Origin of the sequence: Dokdonia sp. Hel_I_63 (genome assembly GCF_007827285.1) — a bacterium.
In the GTDB taxonomy this organism is placed as follows: Bacteria; Bacteroidota; Bacteroidia; order Flavobacteriales; family Flavobacteriaceae; genus Dokdonia.
The window spans coordinates 1,689,741-1,710,974 of the sequence record NZ_VISD01000001.1; the positions used below are offsets into that span (position 1 = coordinate 1,689,741).

Consider the following 21,234-nt stretch of genomic DNA (forward strand, 5'->3'; position numbering starts at 1 on the left):
TTTTATAGGATATATGTTTCAAGGTAATCTCGCAATATTGCATAAAAAAACCACTCATGGAGTGGTTTTTAAATAGAATAAGATCACCTATATGTTAATTCCTACAGGTAGTAATTTTTTGTATTTACGTCTGTTAGAACGCATGAATTTTGCAATTTCAGGACTCGTAGGTACGAGGCTTATTTCTCTCTCTGCAACTTCATTAAATACTGCTATAATAAATTCATTCATGTGCTCCTCTGTGCCTTCTGGCATGAAGATTTTTGTCAGGAAGATTTTACGCTCTTGTAACGAGTATTCCATTTTTGCCATTTTCCCTGCAAATGTTGCTTCAAACTGTCTTTGGAACTCATTATCTGTCAATTCAACTGCTGTCGTCGCTTCCATAAATTTTGAAAAATATTTAAAGTATTTGTAAAATTATTAACGGGGTTATTAGAAATCTCTCCTTAATTTTGACCCCTAAGAGGCAAGAAATAATAAGATAATCAAATCTTAATAATTTCTTTTTGAGAAAGTCTTGCAAATGTATAAAAAATTCCCGAAATAGAGCGCTTCTCTTATGTTAAACCCTTACTTATAAGTTAGATGACGCACGTGTATTTAATGCCAGGTATGGCGGCCAATCCTTCTATTTTTGAGAATATAAAGTTACCCGAGGATTCTTATCAAATTCATTTGCTAGAATGGTTCATTCCAGAGGTAAATGAGTCACTACAAGACTATGCCTTGAGAATGACAACTCATATTAAGCATGACAATGTCGTATTGCTAGGCGTTAGTTTTGGCGGGATACTCGTACAAGAAATGGCAAAGCACATCGAAGTGGCAAAGCTTATTATTGTAAGTAGTGTTAAAACTAAGCATGAGTTACCACGTAGAATGAAGCTTTCGCGAAAGCTAAAGTTATACAACATATTGCCTACGAGATTAGTAGAAGATATAGATACACTAGCAAAATATGCCTTTGGCGAGACCATAAAAAATAGAGTGGCACTATATAAAAAGTACCTATCTATGAATGATAGAAGATACTTGAGTTGGGCAGTAAAAGAAATGGTCTGTTGGGATCAAGAAATTGCGCCGCCAGGAATTATTCACATACACGGAAGTGCAGATAAGGTCTTCCCAGTGAAGTATATAGATAACTGTATTAATATAGAAGGAGGGACTCACATTATGGTGATAACTCGAGCAAAATGGTTTAATAAAAACTTAATCGAACTGATTGAAAATGATTACATTGATTTAAAATAGAAAAGATGATGATAATGATAAAGAAAGTTGTTGCAGGTATTGCAGTAGTAGCTATTGCAGGCCTAGTTATAAACTCTGCACAAGCACCACAAGAAGAAGTGGTAGAAGAAAAAGGAGAGGTGCAGAATGAAAAAATGACATCAAAGAAGTTACTTAATGACTATAACGTGTATGCGATCCCAATGCCAGATGGATTAAACTTTGCAGGAGAGGCAGTTCCTGTAGAAAATCCTGACATTAGAGAACGTATGGATCGTGAGCTTTTGGTTAATACTTACTGGCAGTCTAACGCGCTGCTCATTTTTAAAAGAGCAAATAAGTATTTTCCAACGATAGAAAAGATTCTAGCAGAGGAAGGTGTGCCAGATGATCTTAAATATCTAGCAGTAATTGAAAGCGGACTAACACAAGCAGTTTCTCCTGCTAGAGCCACTGGTTTCTGGCAAATTCTCAAAGAAACTGGAAGAGAATACGGTCTAGAGGTAAATGATAATGTGGATGAAAGATATCATGTGGAGAAGTCTACACGTGCTGCTTGTAAATATTTAAAGCAGTCTAAGGAGAAGTTTGGCAATTGGACGGCTGCAGCAGCAGCTTATAATGCTGGTAATTACGGTGTTTCTCGTCGTTTTGAAGAACAAAATGTACAAGATTACTACGATTTGCTTTTAGGAGAAGAAACGGGGCGTTACGTATTTAGAATTATTGCACTTAAGGAGATTTTAAGCAATCCAAAGAAGTATGGTTTCAACTTTAGAGCAGAGGATTTATATGCAGAGGTGCCTACTTATAAAGTGGAGGTCGATACAGCAGTGACAGATTTCGTAAAATTTGCAGAGCGCTTTGACATTAACTATAAGCTTCTTAAACTTCACAATCCTTGGTTGCGTGAGACTAAACTCAATAATAGTTCAAGAAAGAAATATTATATAGAGATACCAGAAAAAGGTACATACACGCTAGGTAGATAATACAGATAACTAGTTAATTATTTAATAGGCTTCTCATTTTGTAAAATGAGAAGCCTATTTTTATTTATAAGACTCGCTAATATGGTATTTTTATTGAATCAAAATTTAATGTAATGAATGCATCAGTTATTATAGCGCTTATAGCCATAGGTCTTATTGCCGGAGTCTTGAGTGGTATTATGGGAGTAGGTGGAGGTGTTATTATGATACCTCTTATGATTATGTTACTGCACTTTAATCAACATGAAGCTCAAGGTACAAGTCTTGCTGTGCTTGCAGTTCCAGTAACATTTCTTGCTGCTTATAATTACTATAACGAAGGCTATGTAAACTGGAAATATGCTGCGGTTATCGCTGTGTTTTTTGTGGTAGGCGGGTTTCTAGGATCAAAACTAGCTGTAAATCTTGATCAAAAAACGCTTAAAAGAATCTTTGGAGCGGTGCTTCTCGTCCTTTCTATTAAAATGCTGTGGGGTAAATAACTATTAATTGATAACTATAGGGTCATCACTTAACAGTTGCTGATTATACAGTAGCTCTGTGAGCATCCCTTTGTATAGTTTAAAATTATTTGTAGTAGATAATGCCTCATCTTGAGACAGCTTGTTAGATAGACGTCTTTTTATATCTATAATTTTCTTATCAGAAGTAATGGTATAAGCAAGAGGAAGTCCTAAAGAGTGTTTGAGATTCTTGATAACTAAAGAGTAATTATTATCAGAATCATCAACATAAAGTATATCTATATTGCGATCGTAGTCTTTACTTAATTTTTTTACTTGCTTAACATCTCCCCAAAATAAAAGGACAATCGCTACGTCATCACCATAATGATTTGCTAGCTCGTTAAGAGCTGCTTGTTCTCCTTTGCTACTTATTCTCCAGCTAGAGTAGGTGAGTAGCATTACAGGTTTGTTATAATCTGCTAATGATTTACTTTTCTTTGAGGTTGTTTTAACCTTAAAATTATTCATTAAGGATCCCACAAGTTTATCCTCTACAAGATCATCAAAAAGCACTTTGACTTTGTCTTGTTCAAGATTCCTAATAGCTTCTTCTGCTTGTAATAAATATGAAGGAAGGTGAGCATCTAGTGCCTCAGAAAAGAACATCTGAGAGTTCTGTGCTGTTAGGTTAGTTATTGCTATAAATACGAGTAAAAGTAAAAATTTTCTCATAGTCTAATGATTTGGGACTATAAAGATAGGAGGGTAAAAAGGCGTATAAAAATTTTTTCGCCAACTGACTTATAAATTGGGTCAAAACGCAATATTCTGTACTATATTGGTTCTTTTAGATGTATAAAAACCTGATATTTAGCTCTTTTTGTAAGAATATCATATTCTATTTGATTTTCCCTCAGAGGATTTCACTTCAAAAATTGCATGTTAATTGCCGTCTTTTTTAACGGGTTTTAATAATCTTGGTGTGGTTTTTAGGGTTGGACTCTGCGCCCGTTGTGTAGAGGTATTTTGGTTGCGCTCAATTAGTGCGTCTTTTTCAATTTTACTCTTTTCATCTAGATTTTCTTGGCCGTATTTTGGCTTATTTTCTTCTCTATTTTCTAGAGTACCTTCTTTAATGTCTGAGCTTGTAGATAGAGGTTTAATTGTAGAGTCATCACTAGTTGAAAAGAAACCTTCATCTATTTCAGGAAGAGGAATACCTTGAATTTTAGTAAGTACAAAAGGCGATTCTCCTCTAAAAATATCTTCCTTACTTAGTAGCTCTTCATCACCTCTCCAGTTAAATCCTTCAAAGGTTTGTGGTTCATTCTTAAATTGTGACTCAGGAAAAATGGTTCCTCCAGGACTTTTAAGTTTATTAATCTCGTCTATCGTATTTTCAAAAAATGTAATTTCTATACGAGCAGAGGTTCCTCTATCTATACCGGTGAGGTCACCGTTTTCTTCACGCATATACATTATGGTCTCTGCGTTGTTTATAATGTCTACTTGCTTGAGCTGATTCTCATCATCAAAAAAGCCATACAGTTTTTGTCCTTTGACTTGGTTAAATCCAGAGATTGTGTCTTTCTGAGCGATAAACGCATTATCAAAAACCTTAAGCGAGTCTACTTTTTCAGTTTCTAGATTATTGAGAAGGTGAATGCTATCTCCAGTGATTTGGCTCTTCTCACTCCATAATATAGGCTTTCCTATCATTTGGGTGAGTCCTGTGCGCTGGTTACTGTGTAGGGAGTCGCTCTTTCCACTCATGTTACTCTTATAAAGTTTTACGTTCTTAAAAGCTCGGATAATTCGGTTCTCTGGCTTTCCTGTAAGTAGGAGTCTATCTCCATGCACATAAACAGAGTCATTGTCTTCTACTGTGATAGCAACGGCTCGTTGTGTGATTAAAACGGAATCCTTTGCTCTGTACACCTCTGCATAGTGTCCTTTTATAAGACTTCTATTTAGGGTATCAAGTACTTTGATGTTGTTTGTGGCACTTGCAAAATTTCTAGCACGGTCAAAATAGAGGCTATCTCCATATACCTGCCTATTGTCGTAATCTATTCTCGAGTTTTTTACAAAATAACCATAGTCATTTGCGGTGTCATAAAAACCACGTTCGCAGTATACCTTAGATGTCGAGCTCGTGATTGTAGTAGGTCCATATAAGTAAGCATGTTCTGGGACGCTGTAAAAATCTAGTTGCTCACTATTAATTACATACTCTGTATTTGTAACTACAACATCATTGATGAAAGAAATTTTATCCTGCTCGATATAGTAGCGACCTACGCGACTCGTTATTTTGCTATTGGGTGAAGTGACAACTCCTCCCGTGCGATAATATGCTTGCTGGCTTATGCGGTTAAAGTACATGGTGTCTGTAGTCACTGTCGTAGTATCTTTTTTTAAGAAGACATCACCTGCGGCATAAGCAAACTTCGTATCACCATTATATTCTATATATCTACCGCGCATCGATATAGAGTCACCTTGTTTTAAGCGTACGTTTCTGTATGCTTTTACAAAGTTCTCATCTTTGTAATAGAACGCAAGATCGCACCACATTTCGGCGCCTTCGTGTTGTATGTATACTTGCTTATTTGATTTCTGAAAAATAATTGCGCCAGGAAATTCTTCTTCATTGATGCGTTCAATGTCAGATTCTATGAGGATTTCTTTAGGTTGGTTTTGTTGTGCTTTCGCGAAAGCAGAACATAAAAACATCCCAGTAAGTAAAATGTAAAAGTAATTTTTCATCAGTGTCAAAAATAATCAAATTGCCTCCCGAAATCGATAACAGTTTATCAAAAAGCAGTTAATACTGCCTTGTCTCTACGTTGGGTATTCTTTTAACGCCGTTTGCTTAAAATAAGTGTATATAAAAAGCCTCCAGATTGATATCTGAAGGCTTTCTTATAATTTAAATTTCAATACGCTTATCTAAGTATCGTTTGTGTACGATCTGGTCCTACAGATACAATCTTAATAGGAGTTTCAAGTTCTTTCTCAAGATAATCTATATAGTCATTAAGGGCCTTAGGAAGTTGATCTGCAGTAGTCATACCTGTTAGATCTTCAGACCATCCAGCCATTTCTTTATAAACTACTTCAACGTTTTCTGGCTCAATATTATAAGGAAGGTGCTCGATAGTCTCTCCTTTATATTTATATGCAGTACATACTTTCAAGGTTTTAAAACCAGAAAGTACATCACCTTTCATCATCATAAGTTGAGTGACTCCGTTTACACGTACGGCATATTTAAGAGCTACAAGATCTAACCATCCACAACGACGTGCACGGCCAGTAGTAGCGCCAAATTCATTACCTACGCGTCCCATAGTCTCACCATCTTCGTCAAAAAGCTCTGTAGGGAATGGTCCAGAACCTACACGAGTTGTATATGCTTTGAAGATTCCAAATACTTCGCCTATTTGATTAGGAGCAACACCAAGACCTGTACAAGCTCCTGCTGCTGTCGTGTTTGAAGAAGTCACATAAGGATAAGTACCAAAGTCAATATCAAGTAGTGACCCTTGAGCACCCTCTGCAAGTATAGACTTTCCAGATTTTTGTGCTTGGTATAAATACTCTTCTGAGTCTATAAACTTGAGCGTCTTAAGTGTTTTTATAGCAGCAAAGAATTCTGTTTCTAGTTCGTCTAGATCGTAATCAATCTTTGCATCATAAAAATCAATCATTGAGATATGCTTATCTCTCAATGTAGCATAGCGCTCTTTCCAGTCTGCAAGTTCTAGGTCTCCTACACGTATACCGTTACGGCCTGTTTTATCCATATAAGTAGGACCTATTCCTTTAAGAGTAGAACCTATTTTTGCCTTTCCTTTTGAAGCTTCAGAAGCTGCATCTAGTAAGCGGTGTGTAGGAAGTATAAGGTGTGCTTTACGTGAGATCACCATTTTTGCTTTATAATCTAGTCCTTCAAACTTATCAAGATTTTGAAGTTCTTTCTTAAAAATCACAGGATCTATCACAACGCCATTACCTATGACATTCATAGCATTGTCATGAAAAATTCCAGAAGGAATCGTATGTAATACGTGCTTTATACCGTCAAATTCAAGAGTATGACCTGCATTAGGTCCTCCTTGAAAACGTGCAATAATATCGTAGTCCTTCGTAAGAACGTCTACAATTTTTCCTTTTCCTTCGTCGCCCCATTGGAGGCCCAGTAGTAAGTCTACAGCCATTGTTATGTTAATTAGTCGTGTTTTTCTTTCCGTAAAAATAGAGTGAATGCTTGTCTATTGTGATATCAAAAACCTCTTCAATGGTTTTCTTTATAGACTGTATACGAGGATCGCAAAATTCTATAACTTCTCCTGTATCTGTAAGTATAACGTGATCATGTTGTTTATCAAAGTATGACTTTTCATACTGAGCTTGATTATTGCCAAACTGGTGTTTGCGCACGAGCCCACATTCTAGTAAGAGCTCTATGGTGTTGTATAGTGTCGCACGGCTCACCCTGTAGTTTTTATTTTTCATGCTAATGTAGAGAGCTTCTATATCAAAGTGCTCTTCATTGCTATATATCTCCTGCAAGATGGCAAAACGTTCAGGTGTTTTGCGGTGGCCTTTTTCTTCTAGATAGGCAGTAAAAACGCCTTTTACAACGTCTTGATCCTTATTTATGGTAGCTTTTAGTGGCATCGTTTTTAGTAAAGGACGAATTTACGGATTTATACTCGAGTCACTTGGTCGATACCGTCTATTTTTTTAAGATTTTCTATCAGGGTTTTCAACAATTCATTGTTTCTCACTAGTACCGTTATTTTTCCTTTAAAAACACCTCCTTGCGTAGTGAAATTTATACCCTTTATTTCTACATGCTGGTGTTTTGAAATCTCTGCGGTTACGGTATTTACAAGTCCTAAATTATCAATACCTGTAAGTATAATGTCTGTTTGATAACCAGTGTCTGACGAGTCTACCCACTTTGCTTTTATAATTCTATAGGCATAGTTGCTTCGCATAGATATTGCATTAGGGCAATTATTTTTATGGACTTTAATGCCATCTTTTATTGTTGTAAATCCAAAAACTGGATCACCAGGAATAGGACTACAACACTTTGCAAATGAGTAATCAAGTTTTTGATCTTCTGGTCCAAAAACTAATGAGTCATAATTGTTAGTAATTTCATCTTTATTTACATCTGGAGGACTGTTAGGCTTACGTATTTTACTTTTTATAAATGACATTAAAGCGTTGCTACGCTGCGCAGCAAACTCTTTAATCATTTTATTATCTATTGTTCCATTACCTATACGATAAAACAAATCTAGACTAGTGTTTAGCTTGAAGTAAGAAACTAATTCATTAATAGTTTTCTCGTTAAGAGGTATTTTTTGAGATTTAAGTTTACGATGTAAGATAGCTTTACCATCATCTGCAAGTTCTTTCTTTTCATCTTTGAGGGATGATTTTATTTTAGCACGCGCCCTTGCTGTGGTAGCATAATCAAGCCAGTTATTTGTAGGGTGAGCAGATTCTGATGTGATGATTTCTACTTGGTCACCACTTTTGAGTTCATGACTTAACGGCACCAACCTTCCATTTACTCTTGATCCGCGAGTGTGAAGCCCTACTTCTGTGTGTACACTAAAGGCAAAATCAAGCGGAGTTGCGCCTTTAGGTAGAGATTTAAGCTCACCTTGAGGTGTAAATACAAAGATTTCCTTGTTGTAAAGATTGAGTTTGAAGTTTTCAACAAAGTCCACTGCATTTTGATCAGGATTTTCTAGCGCTTCTTGAAGTTTATTAATCCAGTCGTCTAGTGTAGAATCTCCATCGTTCCCTTGTTTATACTTAAAGTGAGCTGCATATCCTTTCTCTGCTATTTCATTCATTCGTTCAGAACGAATTTGTACTTCTACCCATCGTCCTTTAAGGCCCATTACGGTAATGTGCAATGCTTCATAACCCGTCGTTTTAGGAGAAGAAATCCAGTCTCGCAAACGAGTAGGGTTAGGTCTAAAGTGATCTGTAACGATAGAATATATTTTCCAGGCTAAGAATTTTTCATTTGCCTTATCACTCTTATAGATGATGCGTATTGCAAACTTGTCATACACCTCTTCAAAAGTGACACCCTGGGCAAGAATTTTACGCCTTATACTATATATTGATTTTGGCCGCCCTTTTATCTCATAATTAAGTCCCTCTTCATCTAGAGAGTCTTCTATAACTTTTTTAAAGTCCTTAATGTAATCATCTTGTTGTGCTTTACTCTCTGTAATTTTGCTAGAAAGGTCTTTGTAAACTTCTGGTTCTGTATATTTTAGACTTAAGTCTTCAAGCTCAGTTTTTATATTGTAAAGTCCCATTCTATGAGCGAGTGGTGCATAGATGTACAAAGTCTCACTTGCAATTTTTGATTGCTTATCTGGACGCATGGAATCCATGGTCTGCATATTGTGAAGGCGGTCTGCTATTTTAATAATAATAACTCTAGGGTCGTCATTAATAGTAAGTAGCATTTTTCTAAAATTCTCTGCTTGTAAAGACACATCTCTGTCCTTTTTTAAACTAGATATTTTAGTTAGTCCATTTACAATACGAGCGACAGTCTCGCCAAACATTTGTTCAAGGTCAGATAGGGTATACTCAGTATCTTCTACTACATCATGTAATAATGCGCTGGCTATAGATGTGGCATCAAGGCCTATCTCGCTTGCAACAATTTGTGCCACTGCAACTGGATGAAAAATGTATGCCTCACCAGACTTTCGGCGTTGTGATTTGTGAGCATCAACAGCAACATCAAATGCTTTACGAATCATTTTTTTATCATCCTCTGATAAGGTTTGATAGCTTATGCGCAACAGTTTTTTATACTGTCTCGTCAGCTCCTTATTCTCTGCCTCTATAAATTCTGTCGTTAATTCCATATGATATCTTAAATGTACCATTTTCTCATAAATGAACAACATATTATAACGACATCTTGTGAGGATTTATGTAACGATGTCTTTTTAAGATATATGGGTTCATTTATTAATAACGCTTTCGCGAAAGCGCACTACTCATTACGACCATCAGTACTTATTTATTCCCATTACACATGAGTGTTAATTCTTATCTTCGCCCTAAAAGTAGAATTTATGAGCATTTTTTATATCCTAGTGGGTTTGGTATTGCTAGTAGTAGGAGGGGAGTTTTTAGTAAGGGCATCTGTAGGATTGTCATTTAAACTCAACCTTTCTAAAATGGTAATAGGTCTCACAGTTGTGTCATTTGCAACCTCTGCTCCAGAGTTGTTAGTGAGTGTTCAAGCTGCTTTAGACGGTAGTTCTGATATTGCATTAGGTAATGTCATAGGGTCTAATATTGCAAACATAGGTCTCGTTTTAGGTATCACTGCAGTAATTTCTGCACTTGCGATAGATCGTGATTTTTACCGTTTTAACTGGCCGGTGATGATGTTCTTTTCTGTAGCCTTGTTTTTCTTACTCTCAAATGATGGAAAACTCACCGCTACCGAAGGTGGAGGACTACTTGCAGCACTTGGTGTTTATTTATATTTCTTATTGCGCAGAGCTAGAAAAAGTGCAGCGCTAGAAGAAAGTGATGGTGTAGATGAGGGATTAGGTCAAGCATCTTATTTTAAAATAATCCTCTGGCTTCTCATAGGTGGAGCAGCATTGTACTTTGGTTCTGAGTGGTTAGTTTCTGGAGCAAAGGAGCTTGCAACAGCCGTTGGTATAAGTGAGTATGCTATTTCTGTAACTGTTATCGCAATAGGAACTAGTGTTCCAGAACTTGCGGCATCTGTTATTGCGGCTTTAAAGAAAGAAAAAGCTATTTCCTTAGGAAACTTAATAGGTTCTAATATTTTTAATATTGCCTCAGTATTAGGGATAACATCACTTATTAAGGACATTAATGTGGTAGATGATGCTATTTTGGGCACTAATATTTACTGGATGATAGGCTTTGCAGCAATCTTATTACCACTTGCTTTTATACCTACAAAACTACAGATAGGGAGAATTAAAGGGTTGGTTCTTGTAGGAGCTTACATATTATTTATAGCACTCGCATTTGCGGCCTAACGTAAACTGGTTGCTCGTAAAATTTACAATCGTATTAAGTATGTCAATATGTTGATTATATAATGCTCTTAGTGTCTTCAAAGTACGCTTTCGCGAAAGCGTAACAAAAAAAATGCTCAACCTAAGTTGAGCATTTTTTACATTTATATAAATCAGAATTAAACCTTTGCAGTTTTTACAGTCTCGATAATACGACCTGCTACTCTGTATGGATCTGCGTTTGAAGCTGGACGACGATCTTCTAGCCATCCTTTCCATCCTTGCTCTACAGTAATAATAGGAATACGTAATGATGCTCCACGATCTGATACTCCATAAGAGAAATCTGTAATAGAAGCGGTCTCGTGATCACCTGTAAGGCGCTCTTCATTGTGAGCTCCGTATGCTTTTATGTGTTCTTTAGTTACTGGGCGGAAAGCCTCACAGATAGTGTTGTAAGTTTCCTCAGATCCACAAGTTCTCAAGGTTGTGTTTGAGAAGTTTGCATGCATACCAGATCCATTCCAATCTCCTTTTACTGGTTTAGGGTGATACTCAATGTACCATCCATACTGTTCAGTAAGACGGTCTAGAAGGTAGCGAGATACCCATATTTCATCTCCTGCTTTTTTTGCTCCTTTTGCAAATAATTGGTATTCCCACTGTCCAGAAGCAACCTCTTGGTTTATTCCTTCAAAGTTAAGACCAGCCTCGATACAAAGATCTGCGTGCTCTTCTACAAAATCACGACCATGTGTATGACGACCTCCTACAGAACAGTAGTACATTCCTTGTGGTCCAGGGTATCCACCTATTGGGAAGCCTAAAGGTAGTTGAGTTTCTCTATCCATGATAAAATATTCTTGTTCAAAACCGAACCAGAAATCATTATCATCGTCATCTATTTTTGCTCTGTGGTTTGATGCATGTGGCGTACCATCTGCACTCAGCACTTCTGTCATTACTAAAAATCCATCAGTACGTTGTGGATCTGGGTAGATAGCTACTGGTTTTAGAAGGCAATCTGAAGCTCCTCCAGATGCTTGCTTAGTAGAAGACCCATCAAAAGACCATATTGGACAGTCTTCTAATTTTCCGCTAAAGTCGTTTACAACTTTAGTCTTGCTTCTCATATTTTGTGTGGGTGTGTACCCGTCTAACCAAATGTATTCTAGTTTTGACTTACTCATAATAGCATTTAATGTTTTAGTTAACGAAGGCAAATATAAAATAATTTTAAAAGGCAATCAGTATTTTAGGGCTTAGTTATTAAAAAATATTGATTTTTATAAACAACCCCTTAAAATTTAGGGGGTCTGTAATATTTGGCTATAATTTTTATATTTCCCTTATATTTGTGCCCTAGTTTAGGGGTGTTATTAGGTTTTTAGCAACGGCTATTATTAAACATCTCGTAAAATATTTATAATCATTGCGTTATGATAATTTTTCTTTAGTAGAAAATATTGTAACTATAATAATGTAAGATCAATTATGTCAAAAATCCGTTTTAAGGCCTTGCATGATGTGCAACACAGGCCAGCAGTAAGTTTTGAAGCTTTAGGAAGGCCATCTTCATTATTTAAGTCTAACGTTTTTGGAGAGCAAGCTATGCGTCAGTTTCTTTCTAAATCTACCATAGACAGTGTGCAGACAGCGATACGAAAAGGAGATAATATAGATCGCATCACCGCAGATGCCATTGCTACAGGAATGAAATCTTGGGCACTTGATAAAGGAGCTACTCATTACACGCATTGGTTTCAACCGCTCACAGGTGCCACGGCAGAGAAGCATGATGCTTTTTTTGAAATTACAACAGATGGTCATGTTATTGATAAATTTGACGGTGGGCAGCTAGCACAGCAAGAGCCAGATGCAAGTAGTTTTCCTAATGGAGGAATACGCAACACTTTTGAAGCAAGAGGATATACCGCTTGGGATCCTACTTCACCAGCATTTATATATGACAATACCTTGTGTATTCCAACGGTTTTTGTTGCATACACGGGAGAAGCACTTGATTATAAGACACCTTTATTAAAAGCTCTTAACACGATTGATCAAGCTGCTACGGCAGTCGCTCAATATTTTAATAAAAATGTAAATAAAGTAACAGCGACCTTAGGTTGGGAGCAGGAGTTTTATCTTATAGATGCATCACTAGCAGCTGCGAGACCAGACTTAATGCTTACAGGAAGAACGCTTTTAGGCCATGCGGCTGCCAAAGGACAGCAACTCGATGATCATTACTTTGGATCTATTCCTATCCGTGTGCTGGCATATTTAAAGGAGTTAGAGCAAGAATGCTTGTTACTTGGTATTCCTTTAAAGACAAGGCATAATGAAGTTGCTCCTAATCAATTTGAGATGGCTCCTATTTTTGAAGAAGCAAATCTAGCGGTAGATCATAATGCATTACTCATGGATGTGATGCAGAAAGTAGCGCAACGTCATCACTTTAAGGTACTCTTTCATGAGAAACCATTTGAGAATATAAATGGTAGCGGGAAACATAATAACTGGTCACTAGCTACAGATACTGGAGTAAACCTACTAAGCCCAGGAAGTACTCCAATGAAAAATTTACAATTTCTCACCTTCTTTGTAAATACTATTAAAGCGGTTCATGAGCATGAAGCTTTGCTTAGAGCTTCTATTGCTAGTGCGGGTAATGATTATCGTCTAGGTGCAAATGAAGCACCACCAGCCATTATATCTGTATTTATAGGTTCGCAACTCACACAAGTGTTAGATGAGTTAGAAAAAGTAACAGATGGGAAATTATCTCCACAAGAAAAAACAGATTTAAAACTTAATGTAATAGGTAAGATTCCAGAGATTTTACTTGATAATACAGATCGCAATCGTACCTCACCTTTTGCGTTTACAGGTAATAAATTTGAATTTAGAGCCGTAGGTGCTACTGCAAACTGCGCAAACCCGATGACGGTTCTTAACGCAATCGTGGCGCAACAGCTTATTGCTTTTAAAAAGGAGGTAGATGCTCTTATTGATAATAAGGACATGAAAAAGGACGATGCTATCTTTAATATCCTTAGAGAGTATATAAAGGATAGTAAGAAAATAAGATTTGAGGGAGATGGTTATGGAGCCTCTTGGGAAAAAGAAGCAAAAAAGCGCAAGCTTAGCAATAATAAGACTACAGTATCTGCTCTTGAAGGTCGTATAAGTAAGAGTACGATAGCATTATTTGAGTCTTTAGGTATTATGAACAATGTTGAGATTCAAGCGCGTTACGAGATTGAATTAGAAGAATATGTTAAGCGCATACAAATAGAAAGCCGTGTGCTGGGTGATGTAGCTCGTAATCATATTATTCCTACAGCTTTGAGATATCAAAATGTTTTGATAGACAATGTAAGAGGTTTGAAAGAAATATACGGAGAAGATTTTACCGCTTTCGCGAAAGCGCAAACAACCATTATTAAATCAATCTCAGAACATACCGCTAGTATTAATAGTCTCATAACGGAAATGATAAATGCTCGAAAAGAAGCAAATGCACTTGACCTTAAAGACAAGGCAGGCAGTTATGCTGCGAAAGTGAAACCATTTTTTGAACAGATAAGAAGAGATTGTGACAAGCTAGAACTTTTAGTAGAAGATGAGTTATGGCCTTTACCAAAATATAGAGAATTACTCTTCGTAAATTAAGGGATGTTTTTAATTTAAGTCGCAAGGCTTTATAATGTACAAGTATAAGACGACTGTAAGTTTCTTATAGTCAGCGTACTCGTAAGAAAAATCTGATTCTAATATAGCCGCACCTATAAAGGGGTGTTTACCCCTACGTGCTTAGACACTGTAAACACTAGTGCTAACCGAAAAATGTTAAAAATACCATAACGTTTCATCGAAAACAGCTGGTAACTTCTTGGAAGAGAGATAGATTTTCCTAATTTAGTACTCGTATTACAACCATTATCTCCCCCTCGTAATACATACTCCCCCGTAATAATAGATTAAAAGACGCAATTGCGATGACAATGACGATGATTTGTTGTGTCTTATAAATATGTATTTATTAACCATTTATATATTATTAACTTAAACTCAATTATTATGAAAAAAGTAATTTTTAGTGCTGCGGCACTCATGATCGGAGCAGTTGCTCTGGGGCAGACAACCACAGAAGCTACTGAGGCAAATTTCCAGGACACTCCAGTACTAGTAACGGCAGGTTTTCCTTTAACTAGTTCGGCAACTATTGAAACGGCAGACGCATTACCACAAGCTTTTGGAATAGGCCCTAATACTGGTTATTCTACACAAAACGGAAATAATAACCTAGTACGAGCTCGTCAGGCTGGTGATTTAAACTCTATGTATGCAACTCAAGACGGTGATGGAAACCTTGTTTCTATGCGTCAAACAGGTAACACTAATAACGGAGGTTTCTTCATAAGCGCCATTGATAACGATGCACAAGCAAATCAAGTAGGAGATCAGAATGATGCCCGCATTGAGCAACAAGGAGATTTTAACGATGCTCAAGTGTATCAAGAAAACTCGGTAGCAGGAACAACAGGAAACTCTGCAGATATCCAGCAAGGTACTGCTCAAAATGCAGAAAACAATTATGCAGGCGTTGACCAAAGAGGTAATGATAACTCTGCTAGAATTTTACAAACTTGGGATAACAGTGATGCATTAGCGTTACAAAGTGGTACAAACAATGCAGTTGAAATTAAGCAACAAGCAGATCCAGAAAATAGCCTAGGTCAAGAAGCTCTTTCTGAGCAACTAGGTGTGGATAACCAAGGAACAATTAATCAACTTTCTGACGGTACTTCTGGACGTAATTATGCAAGACTTTTCCAAGAAGGTAACAACAATATGTCAAATCAAACTCAGACTACGGATGATAACGTTTTAGGAAATGAGGCATTAGTTAATCAAGGTAGTAATATTCTTTTAGATGATGCTAACACTGCAGCTCAGTTTACTGCTGTAAACGGTGTAGACGATATCTCTAACGGTATTGAAAGTCAAGTTTCAAGTTGGAGTAAAGCTATCCAAGTACAAGAAGGAAATAGCAATTTAGCTGAGACTCATCAATTTGGGGATGGTACTAGTGATACTAACGGAGATTATTCTGAGCAAAATCAAGACGGTGTAGGGAACGAAGCTTATGTATTTCAAAACATTTTTGGATCACCAACAGGTCGTGGTAACTCTGTAGTTCAAAACCAAACTGGAGACGATAACTACGTAGCGACTGGTCAAAATGGGCGTCGTAATGATATCACAATTGATCAGCAAGGAACAAACAACTACGCTATCTCTACTCAAAGAGGAAAAGATCACGTTGTTGATGCACTTCAAACTGGAGATTTTAACGCTTTAGAAACTGCACAAAGAGGAGATATGAACACTATCGTAGTTCGTCAAGATGGAGACATAGGACAAAGCTGGAAAGCTGAGCAAAATGTACCAGGAGGACTTCCTGATGGAGGAAATACACTTGATGTTTTCCAAACTACAGGTTTCTCAGGAATCTTACCTGCTATAGGAACTTCTCAAACTGCTAATATGGTTACAAGAGCTGCTATGGCTGCTCCAGCAAGAGCTAGATCTGGTTCAGGTCTATAAATCAATTGATTGAATTTTAGATTGGGTCATTTTTATTACAAAAAAATGATTTACATCTAAATTAATAAAAACTTGGACATACTTGATATCAAGTATGTCCACTGTTTTTTTAGAATATGTATCTGAATTAACTTAATATGATAATATTATGAAATTATATATAATGTGTTTAGTGTTTTTTTTTACGACAATTTCGGTTAATGCACAAACCTATAATGAGGATATTGAGGGTACTACTAAACTCACAAACGTAGAACTTGTAAAGAAAGATATTGTAACAAAAGCTGCTCTTGGTGATTTTGGAATAGGTACTGCAAAGAATACTAGGAATACTTCAATTCAGGGAAATAGTGTTTTTATTGCGCAAATAGGAGACTTTAATGCTGCGTTATTAAATGTAAAAAGTAGAGCAAGTGAAATAAATATAGAGCAAAATGGAGACTTTAACCTTACGGGTTTAGATTATAATGTTGACACTGTAATCACAGATATTAAACAGGAGGGTAATAGAAATGTAGTATTTGATATTGTTCAAGACAGAACAGCAAATATTTCATTAGATCTAGAGCAACAAGGAAATAATCTCAATTTTCAAAGATTAGGCTCTAATAGCCTTACAGAATCATTACAATTTATTCAAACAGAAGCATCACCATCATTAATAATTAGAAGTAGCACTAACGGAACACCAGATAATTAAAATTTTAAATACAAAGATAATTTTGAAGTTGTTTAAGAAGCTTATGTTACTATTTTTCTTTTCATCCTTAGGGATGCAGGCGCAATATTATAATAAAGAAGTAGCTGCATCAGTAAGAATAGAAAGAAATAGCGAGTTTTTAAAGTTTTTTGCATTAGCAGAAAATAAAACACCTGTCGAGTTACCTCTTGAATATGAATTTTTGATTTTCAAAACACAAGATGATGGTACTATACAAAAGGATAGTGATAAGCAACGGTTTGTTTTAAAGCCGTATGAGAAAAAAGTATTACAAACATTGGTTCTGGGAAATGCGGTTACAAATAAAACAGTACTCGCATTACTCATTTTTGATAAGGACGGTAAACCTTTAGGTAAAGATCGAATAGTTCTAGAAAATGGGAGTCTTTCAGAAATTGATATCCAGCAACCTAAGAAGGATCTTTTTCGATCAAGCGATCAAGCAAAACCGCAAGATGGCTTTTTTATAGAGGGGTTAGTAATTCAGAAGACAATTACAAAAGCGGGAAGAGACTTTTTTAAGTATTTCTACTCGCTATACTTTAATAAATCTATTAAGTCACCTAAAGATATTATTATCGAAGAAGTGCCTGGTAGATCAAGAACAACATTAATAACAGTTAAGGTTGATAATCAAATAGTATGGAAATTTTTCTCTCAACCTCAGCGTAAATTTTTAGAAGAGCAGGCACAGTTTACAATTAGTAGAGTAGGTAAAATATTGCAAATTTTAGAACAACAAAAGGATCAACAAATACAATATTGATATGAGAATATTACTTTTTTTATTTATTGCTGTAGGAGTTTCTGCTTTCGCGAAAGCACAACAATTTTCTTATAAACCTATAAGCCCTTTTTTTGGAGGGGATACCTTTAATTATCAGCAAATTATAACTTCTGTAACATTACAAAATAGCCTTTCAGAATCTGTTGATGAGCAAGAGAACTTATCGGAGCTGCAGCAGTTTGGCAGAGAGCTTAATAGGAATTTATTAAATGCTATAGAGAGCCAGCTAAGTCAGGCACAACTAAACGCTTTAAATATTACTGAAGAAGGAACTTTTACTTTTGGATCGCTTAATGTAGAGGTGTTCGAAACCTTTGAGGGATTAGTTATAAATATTTTGGATACCAATAATGGTGAAGAAACGCAAATAGTAGTACCTAACTAGAACTAACTGAATGTTTATGAGAATTTTACAAAAGTTGACACTTGTAATCAGCTTCTTTTTATTGTCTTCATGTGGAGCTTATTTTAATCAGAAATTTGACCAGCAGCCTGCTAGAACGGGGGAGTTTGGGAAAACCACAAAAAAGTTATTAGATCTTCCAGAAGCATCATTGCCTGTTGAAGTTGCAGTTTATAATTTCAGTGATCAAACTGGGCAGTTTAAAGCTATTGAAACTGGAAGTACTTTTAGCACGGCCGTTACCCAAGGTGGAACAACAATTTTGATAAAAGCTCTAGAAGATTCTGGGTGGTTTAGACCTATTGAAAGAGAGAATTTAAGCAACTTATCTACAGAACGTAATATTATACGTAATACAAAACAAGAATATATTAAAAACTTAAACCCCAATGAACCACCTTTGCCGCCATTATTATATGCAGGGTTACTATTAGAGGGGGGAATCGTATCTTATGATACGAATATCGTTACAGGAGGTCTTGGTGTTAGATATTTTGGGTTAGGCGGATCTGCTAAATACAGGCAGGATAGAATAACTGTTTATCTCAGAGCTGTATCAACAAGTAATGGTGAGATTTTAAAAACAATATATGTCTCAAAAACTATCTTATCACAAGCTCTTGACGCAAGCTTTTTTAGATTTGTTAAGTTTCAGCGGTTGTTGGAGGCAGAAACGGGAATCACTCAAAATGAACCTGTTCAGATTGCGGTAAAAGATGCAATAGAGCGGGCAGTACACGATTTAATAATGGAAGGGCTCATTGATCAATATTGGAGTGCAAAAGATGGTCGTGAAGTGAATGAAGAGCTTATTTCAAATTATTTGAAGGAAAAGGAGCTAGAAGAAAGTTCAGGTCTTTACGATAGAATGTTTGTAAATGATGAGTATGATACTCATGTTACACTTCAAGGTGGTGTAAACTTAATAGATGGCGATTTAACTCCAAACAAACCTGGTTTCATGTCAAAACTTACTATAGAGCACGATGTTACGGATAACTTTAGTGTCGGTCTTTCTGGGAGTGCTTTTGAATTAAATAATGGTGACGCATACTCAAATATTATGGGGAGTGTAGATTTAAATGCAAGAATGTTTTTATTACCGAAAGATGATTTTGGTCCATATATATATGGAGGTCCTGGTTTGGTAGTTGATTTAGTAGACTCGGCCCAAGATGGATTAGGTCTTGGTAAAACTTTTCCCAAATTACAATACGGAGCAGGTTTACAATATAAGTTTTCACCTAGATTGAGCTTCACTGCTTTTGCTGAACATAATGTATTACTTAACGATGATATTGATTTTATTGATCAAGGAAAGCGCAATGATTTCTACTATAATTTTGGTTTTGGTTTAAGGTATGGGCTAAACTTTAAAAGCCATAAGAAGAAAGATAATAAGTTAATAGTAATTGAAAATTGAAGAATTTAAAAATGTCAACAATGAATAAGTACTTTTTAATTATAGTCACATTTGCAATTTTATTATTCTTAGGTTGTTCTGAAGATACTATAGAGGCAGATGTATTCGGATCAATATCAGGAGTTGTTACAGCAGAAGACACAAACGAGCCACTAAATAATGTAAAGATCTCTACTAGTCCTGCTAGTAATACCGTTTTCACAAATGAAGAAGGGAAATTTAGTATTTCTAATGTACTTGTAAATTCATATTCAGTGGAAGCCGAATTAGATAACTATAATACCGAGTTTGAGGGAGTGGAAGTTCTTGAAGGATTGACTTCTGAAGTAGCTATAGAATTAGTGCTTTCAAACACAGGAAATGGAGCTCCAAGTACACCTGTTCTTCTCAACCCTGTTGATGGATCTGTAAATCAATTACTTGAAATTGAGTTTGCATGGAATTCAATAGATCCCGAGGACGATGAACTTAGTTATACAATTCAATTAAGAAATGGTTCTACAAATGAGATGGAAGAATTTCAAATAGTAGGAGATACTACGTATACTGTAAATAATTTAAGTCTTGAGACCAATTATTTTTGGCAAGTCTCTGCAAAAGATGAACTTAATGAATCAGTAAGTTCAGAAATAAGTTCTTTCACTACATTTTCTGCGCAAAATAATCCTTTCTTATTCATAAAAAGGATAGACGGAAATAGTGTTGTATTTTCTGGAGCAAATTCTGATGAGGTTAATGAAACCACTGATGCAAATGTTCTACAGCTTACAGATGAATCTAAAAATAGTTTTCGACCTAAGCGAAATAACAACGTCGGTAAAATTGCATTTCTAAGAACTATAGGAGGAGAAAATCAAATTTTTACAATGAGTCTTGCTGGAGCAAATGAACAACAAATCACTTCCACGGTTCCTGTTGCTGGATTTAGACAGGAAAGTATACAATTTACTTGGGCTGAAAATGGACAAAAATTTTATTATCCAAACTTTGATAAACTATACGCCATTAATAATGATGGTAGTGGGTTATCTCAAATATATCAAACGAATGATGGGTCATTAATATCTGATGTAGCTGTTTCGTCATTCAATCCCGATACTATTATTTTAAAAACCAATGATGTTGACGGTTACAATGTTAGAGTATTTGCTATTTCTCAGAGCTCAGGTCAACTATTATACACAGTTTTAGAAAATCAACTCGGTGCAGTTTCGGGAATAGATGTAACTGCAAATATGGATAAAGTCCTCTATGCGCGTGATGTTTCAGGCTCAGAAAATGGAGATTATAGAATTTTCACAAGTCGAATTTTTGAATATAATGTAAATACTCAAGAGACCTCAGTGGTAGAGACAGAGGTAATAGCAGGGGAGAATGATCTTTTTCCTAGTTACTCTCCTGACGAAGGGAGAATTATATTGACAAGAGTTTTAAATAACCAAGGAGCAATACCTTCAATATATCTCGCCTTTCTGAATGATTCTGATGATAATGATGAACTATTTACAAACGCTCTTATGCCAGATTGGGAATAATAACGG

Annotated in this window: 18 protein-coding genes; 11 read left to right on the top strand and 7 right to left on the bottom strand. The window is 36.0% G+C overall.

From position 1 onward, the window contains the following. Window positions 1-87: 87 nt before the first annotated feature. Complete coding sequence (locus JM84_RS07490; protein WP_013749656.1) at window positions 88-387, bottom strand: hypothetical protein; 300 nt, start codon at window positions 385-387, stop codon at window positions 88-90. Between the two features lie 201 nt (window positions 388-588). Here JM84_RS07490 and JM84_RS07495 point away from each other — a divergent pair, with 201 nt between their 5' ends. The 3 genes from JM84_RS07495 (at window position 589) to JM84_RS07505 (ending at window position 2,710) form a co-directional block, all read left to right on the top strand. Then, window positions 589-1,257, top strand: coding sequence for an alpha/beta fold hydrolase (locus JM84_RS07495; RefSeq protein WP_013749655.1), 669 nt, complete (start codon window positions 589-591; stop codon window positions 1,255-1,257). An 8-nt stretch (window positions 1,258-1,265) separates the two neighbouring features. Beyond that, a complete protein-coding gene (locus JM84_RS07500; protein WP_041295753.1) occupies window positions 1,266-2,228 on the top strand; it encodes a lytic transglycosylase domain-containing protein in 963 nt (320 codons plus the stop codon). A 113-nt stretch (window positions 2,229-2,341) separates the two neighbouring features. Then, entirely contained in the window at window positions 2,342-2,710 is a 369-nt protein-coding gene (locus JM84_RS07505; RefSeq protein ID WP_013749653.1) for a sulfite exporter TauE/SafE family protein, read from the top strand. A gap of 3 nt (window positions 2,711-2,713) precedes the next feature. On the opposite strand, the gene JM84_RS07510 is transcribed toward JM84_RS07505, so the two are convergent. From JM84_RS07510 to JM84_RS07530, 5 genes are all read right to left on the bottom strand, one after another. Then, entirely contained in the window at window positions 2,714-3,406 is a 693-nt protein-coding gene (locus tag JM84_RS07510; protein WP_144783464.1) for a redoxin domain-containing protein, read from the bottom strand. Window positions 3,407-3,616: 210 nt separating this feature from the next. After that, on the bottom strand, window positions 3,617-5,443 hold the full coding sequence (locus JM84_RS07515) for an OstA-like protein (RefSeq protein ID WP_013749651.1): 1,827 nt from the start codon (window positions 5,441-5,443) through the stop codon (window positions 3,617-3,619). Window positions 5,444-5,622: 179 nt separating this feature from the next. Further along, on the bottom strand, window positions 5,623-6,897 hold the full coding sequence (locus tag JM84_RS07520) for an adenylosuccinate synthase (protein WP_013749650.1): 1,275 nt from the start codon (window positions 6,895-6,897) through the stop codon (window positions 5,623-5,625). A 7-nt stretch (window positions 6,898-6,904) separates the two neighbouring features. Further along, window positions 6,905-7,360, bottom strand: coding sequence for a Fur family transcriptional regulator (locus JM84_RS07525; protein WP_013749649.1), 456 nt, complete (start codon window positions 7,358-7,360; stop codon window positions 6,905-6,907). Between the two features lie 29 nt (window positions 7,361-7,389). After that, window positions 7,390-9,600: a RelA/SpoT family protein gene (locus tag JM84_RS07530; protein WP_041295578.1), complete on the bottom strand. Its 2,211-nt coding sequence runs from the start codon at window positions 9,598-9,600 to the stop codon at window positions 7,390-7,392. Between the two features lie 213 nt (window positions 9,601-9,813). Between JM84_RS07530 and JM84_RS07535 the strand changes: the two genes are divergently transcribed. After that, window positions 9,814-10,764, top strand: coding sequence for a calcium/sodium antiporter (locus JM84_RS07535; protein ID WP_013749647.1), 951 nt, complete (start codon window positions 9,814-9,816; stop codon window positions 10,762-10,764). Window positions 10,765-10,922: 158 nt separating this feature from the next. Here JM84_RS07535 and JM84_RS07540 read toward each other — a convergent pair whose 3' ends face one another. After that, on the bottom strand, window positions 10,923-11,933 hold the full coding sequence (locus tag JM84_RS07540) for a glutamine synthetase beta-grasp domain-containing protein (RefSeq protein ID WP_013749646.1): 1,011 nt from the start codon (window positions 11,931-11,933) through the stop codon (window positions 10,923-10,925). 304 nt (window positions 11,934-12,237) lie between these two features. On the opposite strand from JM84_RS07540, the gene JM84_RS07545 reads away from it, so the two are divergent. The 7 genes from JM84_RS07545 to JM84_RS07575 all read left to right on the top strand — a co-directional run bounded on the left by JM84_RS07545 (window position 12,238) and on the right by JM84_RS07575 (window position 21,228). Beyond that, window positions 12,238-14,421, top strand: a complete 2,184-nt coding sequence (locus tag JM84_RS07545) for a glutamine synthetase III (RefSeq protein ID WP_144783466.1) — start codon at window positions 12,238-12,240, stop codon at window positions 14,419-14,421. A gap of 408 nt (window positions 14,422-14,829) precedes the next feature. Next, entirely contained in the window at window positions 14,830-16,359 is a 1,530-nt protein-coding gene (locus tag JM84_RS07550) for a curlin associated repeat-containing protein (RefSeq protein ID WP_013749644.1), read from the top strand. Window positions 16,360-16,507: 148 nt separating this feature from the next. Then, window positions 16,508-17,059, top strand: a complete 552-nt coding sequence (locus JM84_RS07555; RefSeq protein WP_144783468.1) for a hypothetical protein — start codon at window positions 16,508-16,510, stop codon at window positions 17,057-17,059. A gap of 43 nt (window positions 17,060-17,102) precedes the next feature. Beyond that, complete coding sequence (locus JM84_RS07560; protein ID WP_083811785.1) at window positions 17,103-17,846, top strand: CsgE family curli-type amyloid fiber assembly protein; 744 nt, start codon at window positions 17,103-17,105, stop codon at window positions 17,844-17,846. 1 nt (window position 17,847) lies between these two features. Then, window positions 17,848-18,252 carry a curli assembly protein CsgF gene (locus JM84_RS07565; RefSeq protein WP_013749641.1) on the top strand — a complete coding sequence of 135 codons (405 nt, stop codon included), beginning with the start codon at window positions 17,848-17,850 and terminating at the stop codon, window positions 18,250-18,252. Window positions 18,253-18,268: 16 nt separating this feature from the next. Continuing rightward, on the top strand, window positions 18,269-19,693 hold the full coding sequence (locus JM84_RS07570; protein ID WP_013749640.1) for a CsgG/HfaB family protein: 1,425 nt from the start codon (window positions 18,269-18,271) through the stop codon (window positions 19,691-19,693). A 20-nt stretch (window positions 19,694-19,713) separates the two neighbouring features. Continuing rightward, a complete protein-coding gene (locus JM84_RS07575) occupies window positions 19,714-21,228 on the top strand; it encodes a carboxypeptidase regulatory-like domain-containing protein (protein ID WP_013749639.1) in 1,515 nt (504 codons plus the stop codon). Window positions 21,229-21,234: the final 6 nt, after the last annotated feature.